The sequence below is a fragment of the Geothrix limicola genome, from assembly GCF_030268085.1.
Taxonomy (GTDB): Bacteria; Acidobacteriota; Holophagae; order Holophagales; family Holophagaceae; genus Geothrix; species Geothrix limicola.
In genome coordinates, this window is record NZ_BSDE01000002.1 from 404,300 (window position 1) to 422,897 (window position 18,598).

17 protein-coding genes are annotated in these 18,598 nt (G+C 67.1%); 10 read left to right on the plus strand and 7 right to left on the minus strand.

All coding sequences use genetic code 11. The features are described 5' to 3' along the window. Window positions 1-3: 3 nt before the first annotated feature. Both QSJ34_RS07450 and QSJ34_RS07455 read left to right on the plus strand, forming a co-directional pair. Window positions 4-1,833, plus strand: a complete 1,830-nt coding sequence (locus QSJ34_RS07450; RefSeq protein ID WP_285573306.1) for an RluA family pseudouridine synthase — start codon at window positions 4-6, stop codon at window positions 1,831-1,833. A gap of 26 nt (window positions 1,834-1,859) precedes the next feature. Next, window positions 1,860-2,330 carry a hypothetical protein gene (locus QSJ34_RS07455; protein ID WP_285573307.1) on the plus strand — a complete coding sequence of 157 codons (471 nt, stop codon included), beginning with the start codon at window positions 1,860-1,862 and terminating at the stop codon, window positions 2,328-2,330. Window positions 2,331-2,488: 158 nt separating this feature from the next. Here QSJ34_RS07455 and QSJ34_RS07460 read toward each other — a convergent pair whose 3' ends face one another. Beyond that, the gene (locus QSJ34_RS07460; protein WP_285573309.1) at window positions 2,489-2,797 is read right to left on the minus strand and encodes a 4a-hydroxytetrahydrobiopterin dehydratase; all 309 of its coding nucleotides are present in this window, start codon (window positions 2,795-2,797) and stop codon (window positions 2,489-2,491) included. A gap of 46 nt (window positions 2,798-2,843) precedes the next feature. On the opposite strand from QSJ34_RS07460, the gene QSJ34_RS07465 reads away from it, so the two are divergent. Next, window positions 2,844-3,602 carry an SDR family NAD(P)-dependent oxidoreductase gene (locus QSJ34_RS07465; RefSeq protein ID WP_285573311.1) on the plus strand — a complete coding sequence of 253 codons (759 nt, stop codon included), beginning with the start codon at window positions 2,844-2,846 and terminating at the stop codon, window positions 3,600-3,602. 33 nt (window positions 3,603-3,635) lie between these two features. On the opposite strand, the gene QSJ34_RS07470 is transcribed toward QSJ34_RS07465, so the two are convergent. From QSJ34_RS07470 to folD, 5 genes are all read right to left on the minus strand, one after another. Continuing rightward, window positions 3,636-4,841, minus strand: coding sequence for a hybrid sensor histidine kinase/response regulator (locus QSJ34_RS07470; protein ID WP_285573313.1), 1,206 nt, complete (start codon window positions 4,839-4,841; stop codon window positions 3,636-3,638). Beyond that, complete coding sequence (locus QSJ34_RS07475) at window positions 4,838-5,215, minus strand: response regulator (protein ID WP_285573315.1); 378 nt, start codon at window positions 5,213-5,215, stop codon at window positions 4,838-4,840. The genes QSJ34_RS07470 and QSJ34_RS07475 overlap by 4 nt, the downstream gene beginning before the upstream one ends. Then, on the minus strand, window positions 5,212-7,584 hold the full coding sequence (locus QSJ34_RS07480) for a response regulator (protein ID WP_285573317.1): 2,373 nt from the start codon (window positions 7,582-7,584) through the stop codon (window positions 5,212-5,214). The genes QSJ34_RS07475 and QSJ34_RS07480 overlap by 4 nt, the downstream gene beginning before the upstream one ends. After that, the gene (locus tag QSJ34_RS07485; RefSeq protein ID WP_285573579.1) at window positions 7,581-8,117 is read right to left on the minus strand and encodes a YfiR family protein; all 537 of its coding nucleotides are present in this window, start codon (window positions 8,115-8,117) and stop codon (window positions 7,581-7,583) included. Before QSJ34_RS07485 ends, QSJ34_RS07480 begins: the two co-directional genes overlap by 4 nt. A gap of 246 nt (window positions 8,118-8,363) precedes the next feature. Beyond that, window positions 8,364-9,278, minus strand: coding sequence for a bifunctional methylenetetrahydrofolate dehydrogenase/methenyltetrahydrofolate cyclohydrolase FolD (gene folD, locus QSJ34_RS07490; protein ID WP_285573319.1), 915 nt, complete (start codon window positions 9,276-9,278; stop codon window positions 8,364-8,366). Window positions 9,279-9,485: 207 nt separating this feature from the next. Here folD and QSJ34_RS07495 point away from each other — a divergent pair, with 207 nt between their 5' ends. From QSJ34_RS07495 to hppD, 5 genes are all read left to right on the plus strand, one after another. Beyond that, window positions 9,486-10,055 (plus strand): ribosome maturation factor RimP, encoded by a 570-nt coding sequence (locus QSJ34_RS07495; RefSeq protein WP_285573321.1) that lies wholly within the window; start codon window positions 9,486-9,488, stop codon window positions 10,053-10,055. Window position 10,056: 1 nt separating this feature from the next. Further along, on the plus strand, window positions 10,057-11,385 hold the full coding sequence (gene nusA / locus QSJ34_RS07500; RefSeq protein WP_285573323.1) for a transcription termination factor NusA: 1,329 nt from the start codon (window positions 10,057-10,059) through the stop codon (window positions 11,383-11,385). Window positions 11,386-11,442: 57 nt separating this feature from the next. Next, window positions 11,443-14,631 carry a translation initiation factor IF-2 gene (gene infB, locus QSJ34_RS07505; RefSeq protein ID WP_285573325.1) on the plus strand — a complete coding sequence of 1,063 codons (3,189 nt, stop codon included), beginning with the start codon at window positions 11,443-11,445 and terminating at the stop codon, window positions 14,629-14,631. Window positions 14,632-14,801: 170 nt separating this feature from the next. Beyond that, window positions 14,802-15,182: a nuclear transport factor 2 family protein gene (locus QSJ34_RS07510; RefSeq protein ID WP_285573327.1), complete on the plus strand. Its 381-nt coding sequence runs from the start codon at window positions 14,802-14,804 to the stop codon at window positions 15,180-15,182. A gap of 167 nt (window positions 15,183-15,349) precedes the next feature. Continuing rightward, window positions 15,350-16,459 carry a 4-hydroxyphenylpyruvate dioxygenase gene (gene hppD / locus QSJ34_RS07515; RefSeq protein WP_285573328.1) on the plus strand — a complete coding sequence of 370 codons (1,110 nt, stop codon included), beginning with the start codon at window positions 15,350-15,352 and terminating at the stop codon, window positions 16,457-16,459. Window positions 16,460-16,595: 136 nt separating this feature from the next. Here the strand turns inward: hppD and QSJ34_RS07520 are convergent, their stop codons facing one another. After that, the gene (locus tag QSJ34_RS07520) at window positions 16,596-17,321 is read right to left on the minus strand and encodes a hypothetical protein (protein ID WP_285573330.1); all 726 of its coding nucleotides are present in this window, start codon (window positions 17,319-17,321) and stop codon (window positions 16,596-16,598) included. Window positions 17,322-17,439: 118 nt separating this feature from the next. Between QSJ34_RS07520 and QSJ34_RS07525 the strand changes: the two genes are divergently transcribed. Further along, window positions 17,440-17,841, plus strand: a complete 402-nt coding sequence (locus tag QSJ34_RS07525) for a type II secretion system protein (protein ID WP_285573332.1) — start codon at window positions 17,440-17,442, stop codon at window positions 17,839-17,841. 109 nt (window positions 17,842-17,950) lie between these two features. Continuing rightward, a complete protein-coding gene (locus tag QSJ34_RS07530) occupies window positions 17,951-18,481 on the plus strand; it encodes a DUF4149 domain-containing protein (RefSeq protein WP_285573334.1) in 531 nt (176 codons plus the stop codon). Window positions 18,482-18,598 lie beyond the last annotated feature (117 nt).

An 18,598-nucleotide genomic window follows, 5' to 3' on the forward strand; every position in this document is an offset into this window, starting at 1 on the left:
GCCATGGCACGCATCGAACGGGAATGGCAGGCTGAACACGAGGGCGCGGCCCTGGCTTCGGAACTGCATCGGATCATGGTCATCAGCCACCGGCAGGCCAAGGGCTTCATCGACGGCCACTGCGTCACCGTGAACGGCGAGACCGCCGACAAGCACGGGCACCGGCTGAAGGCCGGCGACACGGTGAAGGTCGCTTTCGACCCCGAGCAGACCTATGAGGTGCTGCCCCCGGCTCGCAAGCTGCAGGCCGGCCCCTTCGAAACCCTGTGGGAGGACAACCACCTCCTCTTCGTCTACAAGCCCGCCGGGCTTCTCACCGTGCCCGCCGAACAGGGCAACGAGCCCAACCTGGCCGAGGCCATCACCGAGTCCTATCGCCGCCGCGGCTTCAAGCGCTTCAACCTCTACATCGTGCACCGCCTCGACCGCTTCACCAGCGGCGTGCTCGTCTTCGCCAAGACCCCCGAGGCCCTCCACGGCCTCAAGAAGCATTTCGAACTGCACCGCCTCCAGCGCGTCTATTACGCCATCCTCCTGGGTGAGCTGCCCGAGAACAGCGGCACGCTGGCTGGACACCTCATCGAGCACGCCAAGTCCCTCAAGATGTCCGTGGCCAAGGTCCGCAAGGGCCCCGGCGGCGGCAAGCGCATGCCCGCGGGCGCCAAGGAGGCCGTGACCCACTACCGCGTCATCGAGCGCCTACCGGGCCACACCGTGGTGGAAGTCAAGCTCGAGACCGGACGGCGCAACCAGATCCGCGTGCAGTTCGCGGATCGCGGCTTCCCCCTGCTCGGCGATCAAGTCTACGGCACCGAAAGTCCTTTGCTGGACCGCCAGGCTCTGCATGCCGAACTGCTGGGCTTCAAGCACCCCATCACCGAAGAGCAGGTCACCGTCACGGCCCCCATGCCCGCGGACATGGAAGCGGCCCTCAAGGCCCTGCGCAACCAGGCCCGCATCGTCCGGGCGAGCATCGGCGTGAAGGGCGAGGAAGGCATCTTCAAGCCCACCGAAAGCCGCGATCACAAGCTCAAGCGCGTGGCCCGGGCCAAGCGCTACGAGGATCACGAAGACGCCCCCAACCGTCCCCGGCGGGATGAGGGCGAGGATCGCCCCCGGCGCACCTTCGGCAGCACCGACCGCCCCGCGCGTCCCCGCCGCGAGGGTGATGAGGAACGTCCTCGCCGCAGTTTCGGCGCCGCCGAGCGTCCCACCCGGCCCCGTCGCGACGATGAAGAAGCCCGCCCCAAGCGCGCCTTCGGCAGTGCTGATCGTCCCGCGCGTCCCCGCCGCGACGGTGATGAAGAACGTCCCCGCCGCAGTTTCGGCGCCGCCGAGCGTCCGACCCGGCCCCGTCGCGATGATGAAGAAGCCCGCCCCAAGCGCGCCTTCGGCAGCACCGACCGCCCCGCGCATCCCCGCCGCGAGGGAGATGAGGAACGTCCTCGCCGCAGCTTCGGTGCCAGTGACCGTCCCGCCCGCCCGCGCCGTGAGGATGGCGAGGCCCGCCCACCCCGCACCGCTACGCGCCCCAGCGAGCGTCCCGCCCGTCCCCGCCGCGATGGCGAGGAAGAACGTCCGCGCCGCAGCTTTGGTGCCAGTGACCGCCCCGCCCGCCCGCGCCGCGAAGACGGCGAGGCCCGTCCTTCTCGCACCGCCGCACGGCCCGGTGAGCGCCCCGCGCGTCCCCGCCGCGAAGAGACCGACGAGCGTCCGCGCCGCAGCTTCGGCGCCGGCGAGCGGCCTTCGGGCCCCCGCCGGGAGGGCCCTGGCAGCCGCCCCGCGGGCAAGTTCGCGCCACGCACGGGCAAGCCCAAGCCTCGGAAACCCTAGGCCCCTCTCGCGGCATCCCTGATTCGATGCGCCCCTGTCCCGCCCTCCTGACCGCGCTGCTCTCCGCCACCCTCCTGGTCGCCCAGGAGGCGGCGCCACTCCCCTCCCTGGAATTGCGAACGCATCTGGGCGGGGATTCCGCGACGGACATCCGCCTCGCGCCGAAGGGCTGCTGGGATGGGCTGATCCTGGGGGTGCTCGCGCAGACCCCGGGCTCGGCCACGCCCCGGCTCCGCAGGGGCCAGGCCACCGTGGAGGTCTGGGACCTGATGCCCGCCACGACGCCGCGGCACGAAGCTTTCGCGCTCTACCTCGGCGAGCTCCGCGCCAGCCTGTCCAGGGCCTGGCTGGTACCTCCGCCGAAACACCAGGCGCTCGAACTAAACGAGATCATGGCCAACGATCCGAGCAGCCCGCAGAAACTCGACCTGACGAAGGTCAAGTCCATGCAGGAGCGATTCAACCGCCTCCCGCCGAGCGGATCCACGGTGAAGTGAGCGCCGCGATCCGGCGGTTTCGTGGCATGACCTCCATCGGACGGCCGCTCCCCCGGAGCAGCCTCCCACTCGGCCTTAGCCTCGTGGCGATGGAGCCTCCTCGCCGGATCCTCGCTTCGCAGACTGCCCCGCAGTCTGCTCCGCGATCCGGCGGTCGGTCAAATGTGATCCAGGTACATCCGGTCCAGGGCCTCGGCCAGATCCAGGTCGCGCTGAGTCACGCCCAGGCTGACATGGGTGCTGAGCACGGCCACGACCCAGCGGTACCCGAGGGTGAGATCGGGGTGGTGGTTCACTTTTTCGGCGTGCTCGGCGGCCGCGACGACGAAGCCGACCCCGCGGGTGTAGGCCGAGAACACGTAGCGGCGGCGCAGCGTCAGCCCATGGGAATCGCCCTGCGCGACCCAATCCGGATGCGCCTTCAGGAAGGCCTCCATGACGTCAGGGCTGACCAGATCCTTGGACATGCTTTCCCCCCTGGTGCATCCTAATCTGTTGCCTTTGAGTTGCGCCATGCCCTTCAACCAACCTCCCCTGCTCGGCCGCATCGCCCTGGTCACCGGATCCTCCCGGGGCATCGGGCGGGCCATCGCCGTGGAATTGGGCCGCTGGGGCGCGGATGTGGTGGTGCACGCCCAGAAGAACCTGGACCTGGCCGAGGCGGTGGCGAACGAGGTTCGCGGCATGGGCCGGCGTGCCATGACCGTGCTGGCGGACGTGCGTGTGAAGGCCGAACTGGAGGCCGCCGCGGACCGCGTGAAGGCCGAACTCGGGCCCGTCGACATCCTCGTGAACAACGTGGGCACGCGGCAGGACGGCCCCTTCATCCTCATGGGCGACGAGAAGTGGGAGGAGGTCATGAACGTGAACCTCCGCGGCACCGTCTACGCCACCAAGGCCTTCGTGCGCGGCATGATGGCCCGCAAGTGGGGCCGCATCGTCAACATCGTGAGCCCCACGGGCATCATCGGGCAGGCGGGCCAGACCAACTACGGCGCCAGCAAGGGCGCCGTGATCGCCCTGACCAAGAGCCTGGCGCGGGAGATGGCGCCCTTCGGCGTGCTGGTGAACGCGGTCAACCCGGGCCTCATCCACACGGAACTCACCCAGGACGTGCCCGAAGAGAAGCGCAAGGCCATGCTCGCGCCCACCATCCTCAAGCGCGAGGGCGAGCCCGAGGAGGTGGCCGGCGTCGTGGCCTTCCTCTGCTCGGACTGGGCCAGCTACATGAGCGGCCAGATCGTCAACGTCGATGGCGGGCTCTGTCCTTAGCCAACCGCCGGATCGCGGCGATCCATAGAAAGCCTAGGTTTGCGTGGAGCCGGTGGCCACCTCGTCGCGGAGGGGGAGCTCCACGATGAAGGCCGCGCCCTGGCCGGGTCCGCTTTCGACCCACACCCAGCCGCCGTGCAGTTCCACCATCTGCTTGACGATGGAAAGGCCCAGGCCCGTGCTGTACTCGCCCCCCGTGGGCCGGGCGGAGAGGCGCTGGAAGGGGCCGAAGACCTGTTCCATGTCCTCGGGGTTCAGCCCAGGCCCCTGGTCCCGCACCTCGATGTGGACGCGGTCCTGGCCATCGACGATGCGAAGGCCCAGCTCGACGCGCACCGTGCTTCCAAAGGGCGAATACTTGATGGCGTTGTTCACGAGATTGTCCATGGCCTGGGAGATCCTCAGCTGGTCCATCTGCCCCCAGCATTCCGCGGCGAAGGTCTCCAGGTAGATCAGGCGGATGCCCTTGCTGTCGGCGTAGGTTTCGTTTTCCTGGACGACGCGGTGCACTAGGTCCCCCACATTCGTCATCTCGAAGGTCAGGTTCACCTCGCCCATCTCCTGGACCGCGGAATCCAGCACGCTGTTGATGATCTGGATCATCCGCTGGACCATGTCGTGGATCCTGACGGCCTGGCCCAGGGCGGCCTCTCCGACCCGCCCCTGCTCAGCTTCTTCGCAGATGCGATCGGCCATGAGAAGGATGCCTCCCAGAGGATTTCTCAGGTCGTGGGCCGCCGTGGCGAGGAAGCGCGTCTTGATCTGATTCGCCTGGCGCAGGCGTTCGTTGACGAGCTGCAGCTGGGCGCCCATGGACTCGACGCGACGCGTGTATTCCCTCTCCAGGTCGTGGCTGCGCTTCTTCTCCAGGCAGGCGGAGATACGCGCCTTCAGCAGCTGCTGATTGATGGGCTTGGACAGGTAGTCCTGGGCCCCGAGCTGGATGCATTTGAGCACCGTCTCCTGCTCGCTGAGGGCCGAGAGCATGATCACCGGAAGGTGCTTCAGGCCTTCGTCGTCGTGCATGGTCCGGATCACCTGGAGCCCATCCACGCCCGGCATCATCACATCGAGCAGGACCATGTCGAAGGGGGTTTCACACAGCTTTTGCAGGGCCTCCGCCCCGTCCGCGGCCGTCTCGACCCGGTAGCCCTCCCGCTCAAGGATGCGGGTCATCACCTCCCGGTTGAAATCCGCATCGTCGACCACGAGGATCCGGGCGGGAGCCAGGGGGTTCATGGCGCACCGGAAGTCCCGAGCAGGGCGCGGATCTTGCCGACCAGACGCGTGAGGTCCGCGGGCTTGGTGTCGTAGTCGTCGCAACCGGCGGCGAAGGCCGCCTCCTGATCGGAGGTCAGGACGCGGGCCGTGAGGGCCACCACCGGAATGCGGGCGGTCTGCGGATTGGCCTTGATGCGCCGGGTGGCCTCGAAGCCGTCGATGCCGGGCAGTCCCAGATCCATGAGCACCAGGTCCGGCTGTTTCTCCTCGCAGAGCTGGATGCCCTCTTCGCCGTCCACGGCCGTGAGCACCGTGAAGCCCCTCCGTTCCAGCAGGCGCGAGATCGCATCGCGGTTCATCTCGTTGTCTTCCACCAGCAGGAGTGTGGTCATGAAAGGTCCCTCTCCAGTCCGTCACCCAGGCCACGTTGCACCGCCCGGCGGATTTCGTCCATCAATTCGCCTTTCGAATAGAGTCCCTTCTGGAGCACGGCCGCCACCTGGGCCTGGCGCAGGCGGTCACGTTCCTTATCGGACAGATCGCGGGCAGTCAGCACGATGACGGGAATGTCTGCCCAATCGGGGTTGCGCTGCTTTTCCGCCAGGAAGCTGAAACCATCCATGCCCGGCATCATCAGGTCGAGCAGGATCACGCTGGGGGTTTCCTTCCTCAGGTGATCGATGGCCGCGATGCCATCCATGGCGGGCCAGGATTCCCAGCCTTCGGACAGCAGGCTCCGCTGGACCGCCTGCTGGGTGGGCAGATCGTCTTCCACCACGAGCACCCGGGCGGGCGCATCCGAGGGCCGGAACCTCTTCAGCGCGCTCGTGAGCTGGGCGCGGTCGATGGGCTTGAAGAGGTATTCCACGGCGCCGAGCGCCAGCCCCTTCTCGGCTTCGTCGAGGATCGTCAGCATGACCACCGGGATCCGCGCGAGCAGGGGATCGACCTTGAGGGTCTTGAGCACGGTCCAGCCATCCATGTGGGGCATCATGACGTCGAGCACGATGAGGCCCGGCTGGTGCTCGGCTGCCAGGCGCAGGCCCTCGGCGCCGTCGGAGGCCGTCAGGACTTCGTGGCCATCGAGGACGAGCAGCCTCGACAGGGCGTTGAGCAGGAAGGGATCGTCGTCCACCAGGAGGATGGGCCCGCGAACCACCACCGGGGCCACCCGCGGGTCCTTGGGAGCGGCTGGCGGCGGCTCCGGAGCGGCCTCCACGGGCGCGGTGGGCAGCACGATGGTGAACAGGGCCCCCTTGCCCAGTTCGCTGTGGAGCCGGATGTCGCCGCCCAGGATCTGGCAGAATTTCCGGCTGAGGGCGAGGCCCAGGCCCGTTCCGCCGAACTGGCGGGTGGTGTTCTCCTCGGCCTGGATGAACTCGTTGAAGATCCGCAATTGCTGCTCGGGACTGATGCCGATGCCCGTATCCTCCACGGCGATGTGGAGCCACGGCGCGTCCAGACCCTCGGGAACGGCCAGGTAGGCCCGGACGGTGATCTGGCCCTGCCTGGTGAACTTGCAGGCGTTGCTGAGCAGGTTGAACAGGGATTGGCGGACCTTGGTGGCATCCGAAATGATCGAGCCCAGGGCCGGGTCCGCCTCCAGGTGGAGCGAATTCGCGTTCTGGGCGGCCAGGGGGCCCACCGTGCTGAGCACGTCCTTGATGAGGGGCAGCACCTCGAAGGCGTCCCGGTTCACAGTCATCTTCCCCGCCTCGATCTTCGACAGGTCGAGGATGTCGTTGATGAGGCTCAGCAGGTGTCGGCCCGAGCTCTCGATGCGCTGAGCATCCGAGAGGATCCCCCTCTGGTCGGCCTCCTCGGCTTCTTCGCGGATCAGCTCGCTGTAGAGCAGGATCGCATTGAGGGGTGTGCGCAGCTCGTGGCTCATGTTCGCCAGGAAGGAGCTCTTCGCCTTGTTGGACACATCGGCCCGCTCCTTGGCGATGAGCAGTTCGTTGTTGGCGCTCATCAGCTCGGCCGTGCGGGTGGCGACCTGCACTTCCAGTTGGTCCCGCTGGCTTTCCAGGCGGCGGTCCTGGATCTGGATCCGTTCCAGCATGCCGTTGAAGGCGCCCACCAGCACGCCCATCTCGTCATCGGAGGGCGTCACGCTCGCGCGCAGGCTGAAGTCCCGCGTGCTCGACACGCGCGAAGCCACTTCGGCCAGATCCAGCACGGGCGCCGTGATCACGTCCACCCAGCGCCGGCCCAGGGCCCAGACGAGGATGCCCACCAGCGTGATGACCGCCAGCAGGAACAGGGCCGTGTTCACGAGCCGGTGCCAGCGTTCCGTCTGGTCCATCTCCAGGAAGAGCAGACCGACGACCCGGCCTTCCGGCGTGTAGATCCGCTTGATCAGGCGGAGGCGTCCCTCCTCGAACCAGATCCGGTCATCCAGGCTGAGCTTGCGCTGGAGATGGAGGGGCTGTCCCGCCGGGTAGGTCGCCAGTTCGTCCAGCAGCGCCGAGTAGGCCGCGGCCCGGGTGAGGTGGCCGTGGGTCTTCAGGGGCCGGAGGATCTCCTCGGCGGCATGCTGGTCGTCAAAAGTGACGGGCGCCGCCAGGTTGAACGAGATGATCTCGGCCAGGGAATACAGAGCGGCCGCATCGGCCTTCCGCGCCGCGTAGCTCTCGAAGGCGAGGAAGACGGCCGCTCCGAGGATCAGCGCCGAGGCCGTGGTCCCGAGCACCAGCAGCATGGCCTTGCGCCGAAGCGAGGTCTTCGGCTGGGCCAGGGCAGACAGAAGGGGCGGGGTCACGGGGTCGGCCTTGGCGCGGAAATCGGCTTCGCGAGGGACATCAGCCGGGATCCCAGCAGCAGGTTGGAGCGGCGCGCCGCCTCGGGGTTCACGACCAGCCGCACGTAGCCTCCCTCCAGGAGCAGGTTGAGGATCACACCCTTCCGGGCGAGTGATTCATCGTCGGAGAGGGTGAGGATCTCCTTGCCTTCCGTCCAGGAGAGGATCCCGTCGATGCGGCGCTGCTCGGAGGCGCAGATGAACAGGGCCTGGCAGCCCTCCGCGTCGCGGACCTTGGAGATGTAGCGGATCTGGATGGGCCGGTGGTGGACGGTCAGCGACTGGGTGCCCTCGTCCAGGCGGGTTCCGAAGGGCGATTCCCCGAGGACCGCGAGTTTGAAGGGCTCCTCCTTCCAATTGGCTTCGGAGGGCCACTGGATGTAAGGAAGGATCATCAGCAGGATCTTGGCCTTGCTGGAGTACTCGGTGGGTTTCTCCAGCGCCGGGGCTCCGGTCCCGGCGCTCAGCACCAAGACCGCGCACAGGCATGGCATCAAGCTGCTCATCCGCACACGCGACAGGATCCCGCCCGGTCTCGGCCTGGGCCGCCACGGTGGGCTGGGAGGGGGGTCTGGGACATGGTCAGGACAGCCGAAAGGCTCACAGGGCATGGAGGGGGTGTACTGGGTGGGTTGAAGGATTCACCTAGCATGACATTCGGAACGAATGGCATGTCCCATGAGAAGCTGCCCTTGCGAAAATGCCCGTTCCCGCCCCAGCGGGCTGGTTTTGCTCCCGGCCTAGCGGTTCCGGTCGGCGGCCATCAGCGCGTTGGTCAGGAGCCCTGCAATGGTGAGGGGGCCCACGCCGCCGGGCACGGGCGTCACGGCAGAAGCCACGTCCATCGCTTCTCCGAAACGCACGTCTCCGCAGAGCACGGCGCCCTTGGTCTTGAGGTTTTCAAGTTTTTTGGGCTCCGCGGCGAAAATCTGCTCGCCCAGGCTGAGGCTTTCCACCCGGTTGATGCCCACGTCCACCACCACGGCCCCGGGCTTGAGCCAGGAGCCTTCCACGAGGCCCGGCCGGCCCACGGCGGCCACCAGGAGGTCCGCCTCGCGGCAGACGGCCGGCAGATCCTTGGTCCGGCTGTGGGCGATGGTCACGGTGGCGTGCTGCTCGAGCAGCATGAGCGCCATGGGCTTGCCCACGATTTCGCTGCGGCCCAGCACCACGGCACGGATGCCCTTGAGGTCCACGCCGTGGTGCGCCAGCAGGGACATGCAGGCGCTGGGCGTGCAGGGGCGCAGGCCCGGCAGCCCTTCCAGCAGCAGGCCCTGGTTGATGGGATGGAAGCCGTCCACATCCTTCTCGGGGCTGATGCGGTGCAAGGCCCGCTTGGAATCCAGGCCCTTGGGCAGGGGCAGCTGCACGAGGATGCCGTCCACACCGGGATCGGCGTTCAGCCGGTCGATGAGGGCATCCAGATCCGCCTGGGCCGTATCTGCGGGCAGACGGTGCTCGAAGGAGGTGATGCCCACCTTGGCGCAGGCCGCGGACTTGTTGCGCACGTAGACGTGGCTGGCCGGGTCGTCGCCCACCAGCACCACCGCCAAGCCCGGTGCCCTCAACCCCTTGGCCTTTCGGGCCTCGACGCCCAGGCGCACCGCCTCCAGCATGCGGTCCGCGTGCGCTTTGCCATCCAGGATCGTGGCCATGGTTCCTCCGACTTCCATTGAATCCCAGGGCAGCTGTGGCCCCCATCAAGTTTTTTCACAGATGGGCCCCTCTGCGGCATTCCCTTCCCTTGAGATTCCAAGCAAAGAGCGTTAGACTCCAGGGTCAATTCGGCCATGGCTTCCCCACTCGGGTGCCAAGACTGGGTGGGTTCGTCCCACCTTTTTTGTTGTTCTATCGGAGTCTCAGTGGACTTGAAGAAGGTGCAGCCGCCCCTCGAACGCCAGCTGGCCCTGCTGGGCTACGAGCTGGTGCATCTGGAGACCGCCCGCGAGGGCAAGGACGAGCTGCTGCGCCTCTACATCGACCACCTGGATGCCGAGACCAGCCATCGCAAGGTCACCCTGGACGACTGCACGGCGGCCCACGAGGGCCTGCTGCTGTGGATGGATGTCGAATTCCCCGACCTGCGCGAAAAGCTCGGCGTGGAAGTCAGCAGCCCCGGCATGGAGCGCCCGCTCGTGAAGGCCGATCACTTCCGCCGCTTCGCTGGTCGTCTCTGCCGCGTGCAGACCGCTGCGCCCATCAACGGGCAGAAGCGCTTCAAGGGCTGGATCGGCCCCGTGGCCGACGGCAATGTCACCCTCGAAGAGGACGGCGTGCTCAAGGTCGTCCCCATCGAAGCCATCCAGAAGGCGCGGCTCGCGCCCTTTGACGAAGAGAAGACCCCGCGGCCCAAGCACCTGACCGCGAAGTTCACCGAAGTTCCCGATGCCGACGGCGTAGAGACAAGCGTCGTCGATGAAGAGGAGGCCTGAGATGGCAAACGTCGCAACGACCTTTTTCGACAGCGTGAAGATGATCGCCGCTGAAAAGGGCATCCCCGAAGAGGATGTCTTTGGCGCGGTGGAAGAAGCCCTGGCCAAGGCCGCGGACAAGTATTTCAACGCCCAGGATTTCTACGGCAACTTCCAGGCCCAGATGGACCGGGAGACCGGCGAGTTCCACGTCTACGCCCTGAAGCAGGTCGTGGCCGAGGTCGAAGAGGAGGACCTCGAGATCAGCCTGACCGAAGCCCAGACGCTGAACCCCGACGCCGCCGAGGGTGACACCCTCTGGCTGCCCCAGGACACCAGCCAGCTGGGCCGCATCGCCGCCCAGGCCGCCAAGCAGGTGCTCGTGCAGAAGGTCCGCGAGGCCGAGCGCGAGCGCATCTTCACCGAGTTCGCCGACCGCATCGGCGAGGTGGTGGTGGCCGAGGTCAAGCGCTTCGAGAAGAGCGCCATCATTCTCGAGATCGACCGCGTCGAAGCCATGCTGCGCCGCAGCGAGGCACTGCGCGGTGACCGCTTCGACAAGGGCCAGCGCATCAAGGTCGTCATCGTCAGCGTCGACCGCAGCGCCAAGGATCCCCAGGTGCAGGTCAGCCGCACGGATCCGCGGCTGCTCATCAAGCTCTTCGAGAACGAAGTGCCCGAAATCCATGACGGCACCGTCGTCATCCGCAACTGCGTCCGCGAAGCCGGCGACCGCGCCAAGGTGGCCGTCCACAGCCTCGATCCCGACGTCGATCCCGTGGGCGCCTGCGTGGGCCTCAAGGGCAGCCGCGTGCAGGCCATCATTCGCGAACTGAAGAACGAGAAGATCGACATCGTCCGCTACTCGGACGACGCGGCCCAGTTCATCGCCAACGCGCTGAACCCGGCCAAGGCCATCCGCGTGAACCTCGGCGATCCCGAGGGCCGCCGGGTCGAGGTCGTGGTGGACGACGAGCAGCTCAGCGTCGCCATCGGCAAGCGCGGCCAGAACGTGCGCCTCGCCGCCAAGCTCACGGGCTGGAACATCGATGTCCGCAGCGAGGCCGACAAGCGCCGCGAAGCGGAAGTCGCCATGGGCCTGGCCCTGCCCGAGGTCGTCTCCGACGCCTCCGAGGCCGAAGAAGTCGCCACGCCCGCTTCCACGTTGCTCGACGCGCTCGACGTCGAGGGCCTGGACGCCGCCCTGGCGGAACGTCTCGCCAATGCGGGCTATCCCGACGCCAAATCCCTTTACACTGTCACTGCCGAGCAGCTCATGCAGGTGGAAGGCATGGATCAGGATCTGGCCTTCCGTCTCATCGATGCCGTGCAGGCTCACTTCGGGGAGTAGGCTGTAGTCCTGCAGCCCTTCCCGTTTCCCACCCCCAGGCCGAGGTAATCCGCTTACATGCTGCGTATCAACCAACTCGCCAAAGAGCTCGGAGTCGCCAATCAGGAGGTCATCGAGGCCGCTGAGAAGCGTCTGGGCCTCCAAGGGAAGAGCCACAGCTCCAACCTCACCGATGACCAGGCGGACCAGATCCGCCGGGGATTCCAGGGCAAGCACAAGGGAGAAGATGAAGCTCCCCCCCTCGCCCTGCACAAGCCTTCCGCCGCCGTGAAGGTGGTGAAGGCCCCTGCGCCGGTCCACGCCGAGCCCAAGGCCGAACCTCGTGCCGAGGCCAAACCCGAGGCCCAGCCTCAGGCCGAGGCCCCCAAGCCCGCCCCCGCGGTGCTGGTGAAGAAGGCCGAGCCCAAACCCGAAGCCAGGCCTGAACCGAAGCCCGAACCCCGGCCCGAGCCCGAGACCGCCGCCGAAGCCAAAGTCGAGCTGAAGGCCGAGCCGAAAGCCGAGCCTCGGCCCGAAGTGAAGGCTGCCGCCCCCGCGGCGCCCGCGCCTGTGGTGACGCCGGCCCCCGCCCCCGCGGCGGCCGAAACGCCCGCGGCTCCGGTCCCCGCTGCCCCGGCCAAGGCCGCGGCTCCTGCCTCCGCCGAGCCCGTGGAAACCTTCTCCCGCCTGAAGATCTCCACCGCGACGCCGGCCCCGGCGCCCCGCGAGGACAAGCCCGCCCGCTACATCCAGCTGCCTCCGGCGCGTCCCTCGGGCCCCGGCGCCCGCCCGGTCCAGCCTGCGGGTTCAGGTCCGAACCAGCCCGCCGGCGGTCCGCGCCCCGAGGCCGGTGCGCGCCCCATCGTCCAGCGTCCTGGCCAGTCCCCGGCCAACGTCCAGCGCTCCGGCATGCCCCAGAAGGAAAAGGCCGTCCTGCAGATGGCGACCAACACGGGCCGCGGCGAAGTGCGCCACGAGCCCCCCGCACCGCCCCAGCCCTCGCGCCGTCCCTACATTCCGCCCGCCATCACCGAGATGCGCCCGGACCAGGGCTTCAGCCGCATCAAGACCTCGGACACCCCGGCCCCCGCGCCCCGGTCCACCGAACCCGCCCGCTACATCCAGCTGCCCCAGGCCCGCCCTGCGCCCGGCAGCCGGCCCAGCGGCCCCGGTGGCCGCCCCGGCGGACCCGGCGGTCCTGGCCGTCCCGGCATGGGCAGCCGTCCCGGTGGTCCCGGCGGTCGTCCCGGCGGTCCCGGCGGCCGTCCCGGCATGGGTGGCCCCCGCCCCGGCGGTCCTGGCCGCGGGCCCTCCCTCCCCGCCGCAGGTCCCATCGACCCCAACAGCCAGAAGGGCCCCGGTCGCGGCCTCCACCAGGGTGGCAAGAAGAAGAAGGGCGGCTACGTCCGGAGCAAGGAGGAGGAACTCGACCTCAAGCTCCGCCAGCCCCGTTCCCGCGCCCAGCAGGTGGCCACCGAGTACATTGAAGAGGAAATCGGCATCGTCATGCTGTCCGAAGGCGTGACGGTCAAGGAGCTCGCCGAGAAGTGCAACCGCCCCGCCAAGGACGTGGTGGCCAAGCTGCTTCACCGCGGCATCTTCGCCACCATCAACCAGCCCCTCGACACCGAGATGGCCAAGGACATCGCCCGCGAGTTCGGCTTCCTGGCCGACATCGTCTCCTTCGAAGAGGACGTCCAGATTTCCGCCGACGAGTCCGGCGAGGTGCAGGGCGAGAAACTGAGCCGTCCCCCGGTCGTGACCATCATGGGTCACGTCGATCACGGCAAGACCTCGCTGCTCGACGCCATCCGCAAGACCAAGGTGGCGGCGGGCGAAGCCGGCGGCATCACGCAGCACGTGGGTGCCTACCACGTGGACGTGAAGGATCCCAACACCGGTGAGATGCGCCAGGTGGTCTTCCTCGACACCCCGGGCCACGAAGCCTTCACCAAGATGCGCGCCCGCGGCGCCAAGGTCACGGATATCGCCGTCCTGGTGGTGGCCGCCGACGACGGCGTCATGCCCCAGACCGTGGAATCCATCAACCACGCCAAGGCCGCAGACGTGCCCCTCGTGGTGGCCGTCAACAAGATCGACAAGCCCGGCGCCAACCCGGACAAGGTCCAGCAGGGCCTGCTCCAGCACAGCGTCCAGACCGAGGCCTACGGCGGCGACGTGCCCGCCGTCCTCGTCAGCGCCAAGACCAAGCAGGGCCTCGACGAACTGCTTGAGACGCTGCTGCTCGTGGCGGACCTGAAGGAACTGAAGGCCGTCTACGACTGCCCCGCCGCCGGCTCCATCATCGAAGGCCGGCTCGACCGCGGCCGCGGCCCCGTGGCCACGGTCCTCGTCCAGAACGGCACCCTGAAGGCCGGCGACATCTTCGTGGCCGGCGCCACCATGGGCCGCGTCCGCGCCATGTTCAACGACCTGGGCGCCCGCGTGACCGAGGCTGGTCCTTCCAGCGCGGTGCAGATCCTCGGCTTCGAGGAAGTGCCCAGCGCCGGCGACAACTTCCAGGTGGTTGAGGACGAGAGCAAGGCCCGCACCATCGTCTCCTTCCGCCAGGAGAAGGCCAAGCAGGCGGCCCAGCAGAAGCAGCGCGCCACGCTGGAGACCCTGTTCAGCACCCTCAAGGACGGCCAGGTCAAGGAACTGCCCCTCATCATCAAGGCAGATACCCAGGGCTCGGTGGAATCCCTCGTGGGCCAGCTGGAGCGCCTCAGCACCGAGAAGGTTCGCGTGCGCATCATCCACAGCGCCGCCGGCACCGTCACCGAGAACGACGTGCTGCTCGCCGAAGCCTCCAAGGCCACCATCATCGGCTTCCACACCAAGGCCGAGAAGAAGACCGAGGAACTGGCCCGGGAAGAGGGCGTGGACCTGCGTTTCCACGACATCATCTACAAGGTCACCGAGGAGATCGAGCAGGCCATGGTCGGCATGCTGGACGCCACCGAGAAGGAGACCATCCACGGCCAGGCCGAGGTGCGCCAGATCTTCAAGATCGGCCGCGCCGTCATCGCCGGCTCCTTCGTCACCGAAGGCAAGGTGCAGAAGGCCTACAAGGTGCGCGTGAAGCGTGGCGAGGAAGTCCTCTTCGAGGGCGGCCTCAAGAACCTCAAGCGCTTCAAGGAGGACGTGTCCGAGGTGAAGAATGGCCTCGACTGCGGCATCTCCCTCGACGGCTACGACGAGCTGAAGGAAGGGGACATCCTAGAGTTCTTCAGCAAGGAGAAGGTGATCGCCACCTCGCTCAGCTAGTTCGCATTCGCACAGTGAAGGGGCCCGCATCGCGGGCCCTTTTTTTGGTGATGGACTCCAGTTCTTTCTCCTTATTAGGACCGATTCCGTCCTGTATCGCTTCTAGTCTTGGCTCCGGCGCCCCCTGAGATCTCGCAAATCTCGAAACCCCTTCACCCGCAAAGGAAACCATGACGACCCCATCCGAACAGACCGCCCAGGTGATCCATCGTTTCAACCAGGCCTTCCAGCGCCACGAGCCCGCCCTGCTGGCCGATCTCATCGCCGAGGACTGCGTGCTTGAAAACACCCAGCCCGCGCCGAATGGCTCGCGACACGTCGGTCGCGCGGCCTGCCTGGCCGTGTGGGAAGGCATCGCCGGCGACCCCAACGGCTGGTTCCAGGAGGAGGAGGTGCGCGTCTTCGGCGAGGAAGCCCTCATCTTCTGGCGCTACTGCTGGGGCCCAGGCGAGGAGACCTCGGTCCGGGGCCTCAACGTGATGCGCGTGCGGAATGGCCTGATCGTCGAAGGCCGCGGCTACGTCAAGGTTTCCCCGCCTCCCGTGGCCTGACCCTGCCCCCAAAAGAGACCCTGTGCCGAACCCTTTTCCAAAGTCACTCATATTCGACTCAATGGTATTCAAATCTTGATTACAAAGAAGTAATCATTCACGGTGTGACCCTCGTCACGTGTCGGCGCCCCCACACTGGAAGCACGCCTTTCAGGATCGGAATCGCCATGTCCACACCCAGTTTCGCCCTCAGCGCCCCGATGGAGGCCCAGCCCGCCACCAATCCCATGGGCCTTCACCGCATCGACCACTTCCAGCTGACCGGTTCCATCGGTCGGCTGGAACCGCTGTACCGCCGCATCGGCTTCGCGCGCATCGCCAGCGGCCAGGCCGTCTGGGGCCGCTTCGTGCACATGCGCCAGCAGCGCATGGACATCCTCATCTACGAAGCCGATCCCTCCCATCCCGCCGGGCGCTATTTCCAGAACCACGACGAGGGGGTCTGCGCCCTCAGCTTTCTCGTGGAGGACCTGGACGCCGCCCTCGCGCACGCGCGCTCGAGCCAGGCCAAGGTCCTGCTCGAACCGCAGGTCCATGTCCTCGGCGAAGGCACCCTCCGTTTCGCGGCCATCCAGGGCGTGGGCGAGGTCTGGAACTTCCTCGTGGAGCGCCGCGGCGAGCTCTCCGCCTTCTGGCCCGACCTCTCTCACGATCCCGCCCCGGCCCTCTGCGATCCCGGCCTGGTGCGCGTGGATCACCTGACGAACAACGTTGGCCCCGCCGAGATGGAGGCCCTGGTGGACTTCTACGGCCGCGTCTACGGCTTCGTCGTCACCCGCGAATTCCACATCCGCGGCGCCCTGGGCACGGGCCTGGATTCCAAGGTCGTGCAGAGCGCCAACAACCAGGTGATCATCCCCATCAACCAGCCCACGGACGAGAAGAGCCAGGTGCAGGAGTACGTGAACCGCCACAAGGGCCAGGGCGTCCAGCATGTGGCCATGTCCACCAACGACATCTTCCACACCTTGCGCACGCTGCGTGAGCAGGGCTTTAAATTCCTGCGGGTGCCCGACACCTACTACGAGCTGCTGCCCGGCCGCATCACCAAGGGCGGCTACAGCGTGCGCGAGGACCTCGCCACCGTGAAGGATCTCGGCGTCCAGATCGACGGCGACGAAAGCGGGTACCTGCTGCAGATCTTCACCGAAGACCAGATCGGACCGCTGTTCTTCGAGATCATCCAGCGGAGGGGGAACATGGGCTTCGGAGAGGGCAACTTCCAGGCGCTGTACGACTCCATTGAATTGGATCAGAAAAAGAGGGGCGTGCTGTAATCCCCCAATCCTGATTCGCTCCTCGCCGGGTCCCGACTTCGCAGGCTCCCCCGGAGCCTGCTCCGTCACCCGGCGGTCGCGACCATCGAGCTGGATCAGAAAAAGCGGGGCGTTCTCTAAGAGGTTTCGCGGCCCCTCACTTCTTGTTCCGGACATGCTGCACAAGGGCTTCTGCGTAGGCTCGGAGGCTGGCCTGCCGGATGTTGGCCTCGCTCCGCGAACCTTCGGGCAGGGGTTTCAGGTGGGGCTTCAGATCCAGGTAGGGCGTGCCATTCCCCCCGAAGAGCCAGACCGTTTCGCTGCTGGCCACCACCTCCTGCCGGTCTCCCCTGCGCTCCAGCACCTCCCATTCGTCCTTGAACTGCCAGGGGAGGTAGCCCAGCTCCTTGAGCGAGGCCTGGTTGTGCTCGTACCAAGTCGGGCCGTAGCCCAGGCCGATCAGGGCTCCGGCTCCGGTGGCGATGGCGGCTGACCTCCAGGTCTGCCAGAAGGTGAAGGCGATGGCTGGGCAGAGCGCCCCGAACAGGGCCCCATAGCCTGTGGAGACGAGCACCGCCTTCCAGCGGCCCCGTTCCACGTTCGGATTGGGTTCCCCGCTCAGGGTGAGACGAAAGACCCGAACGGAATCCGCCGTCGGTTTCGCAGCTTCGACTGGCACGCCGAGGCCTTCGCTGAGTTGCGCCACCAGCGCCTTTTCCTCCTCTGGCGTCATCCCAGGAACGGTCTGGACCAGCTCCACCCGCTGCACCGGTTTCTCCCGGAGGGCGGTCTCGGGACGCTTGCAGGCGGAACCCAGGGCCAGCAGGACGCCGCACAACGCCATCGTCATCGCCTGGGGGGCACGGAATGGGAGCGCGCACATGGGGACCCCGGAAGAGGAATCGGAAGCCTGGGTGATGATCATGGATCGGTCGTCTATCCTATCAGCCCCACCCACCAAGCCCGGCGCGGGCGGGCTCGAGTCACGGTAAGGTTAAGCCATGCCACTCGACCCTTCCCGCCAGCGCGGGTTCACCCTCATCGAACTGATCGTCGTCATGACGATTCTGGCCCTGCTGGCCACCGTGGGCCTGGCGGGCTACCGCCACAAGACGCTGGTGGCGCGGGAAGCCGTGCTGAAGGAGAACCTGTTCCAGCTCAACCACGCCCTGGAGCAGTACCGCGCCGATCGCGGCAAGTATCCCTCCAGCCTTGCCCCCCTCAAGGAACTGGGTTACCTGCGCGACATGCCCATGGATCCCATGACCCAGTCCCGGGACACCTGGCAGACCGAACTGGAGCCGCCGGATCCCGACAACCCTGACGCCGAACTGGGCGTGTTCAGAGTGCGCAGCGGATCCACGGACAAGGGCGAGAACGGCATCCCCTACAACGAGTGGTAGCGCCGTTTTAACGTGAACGAGGGGGGACCGCCCGGGAATCGCGCCCTTTGCGTCCCCCCACGTGCTGCCCGAACCAAGCCCGGCCATCACGTCTGACCTTCAGGAACCCATGAGCCCCAGCACCCTCCGCCGTCTCGACCAGGCCACCCAGGTTCTGCTCCTCCTGTGGGCCGGAGCCGCCCTCGGCTTCGGCGTCTTCTCCGCGCCGGTCTTCTTCCAGGAACTGCCCAGCCGGGACGTGGCAGGCCACATCGCGGGGCTGATCATCGGCCGCCTGGACTGGACGGCCTGGGTCGTCTTCGCCTTCGCCGGCCTGAGCTGGGCGGGCCGCTGGGCCGCCGAGATCCACGAAGAGATCATCGGCCCCATCCGCCTCTGGAGCGCGGGCCTGCTGGTGGCTCTGCTCATGTGCCTGGCCAGCAGCTTCGTCGTCACGCCGAAGGTCCACGCCATCCGCGCGCGCATCAACGCGCCCGTGGAAAGCCTGGCCCCGGACCATGCGGACCGCGTGGCCTACAACAAGGCCCACAGCCTCAGCCGCAACCTGTTCTTCCTGCGCATCCTGCTGGCCATCGGCCTCGCCGCCACCGTGAGCCTGATGCCGCGGGAGCGGGACGCGAAGGTTCCGTCCCCAAGCTGATCTGCTGAAAGACAGGCCGCGACGAGTCAGTGGTGTGCCCGGGGGATGATCTGGCCCGGAGGGGTTCATTCGATTGGAATGAGCCCCTATTCCATTTTGATCGAAGAAATGTTCGAC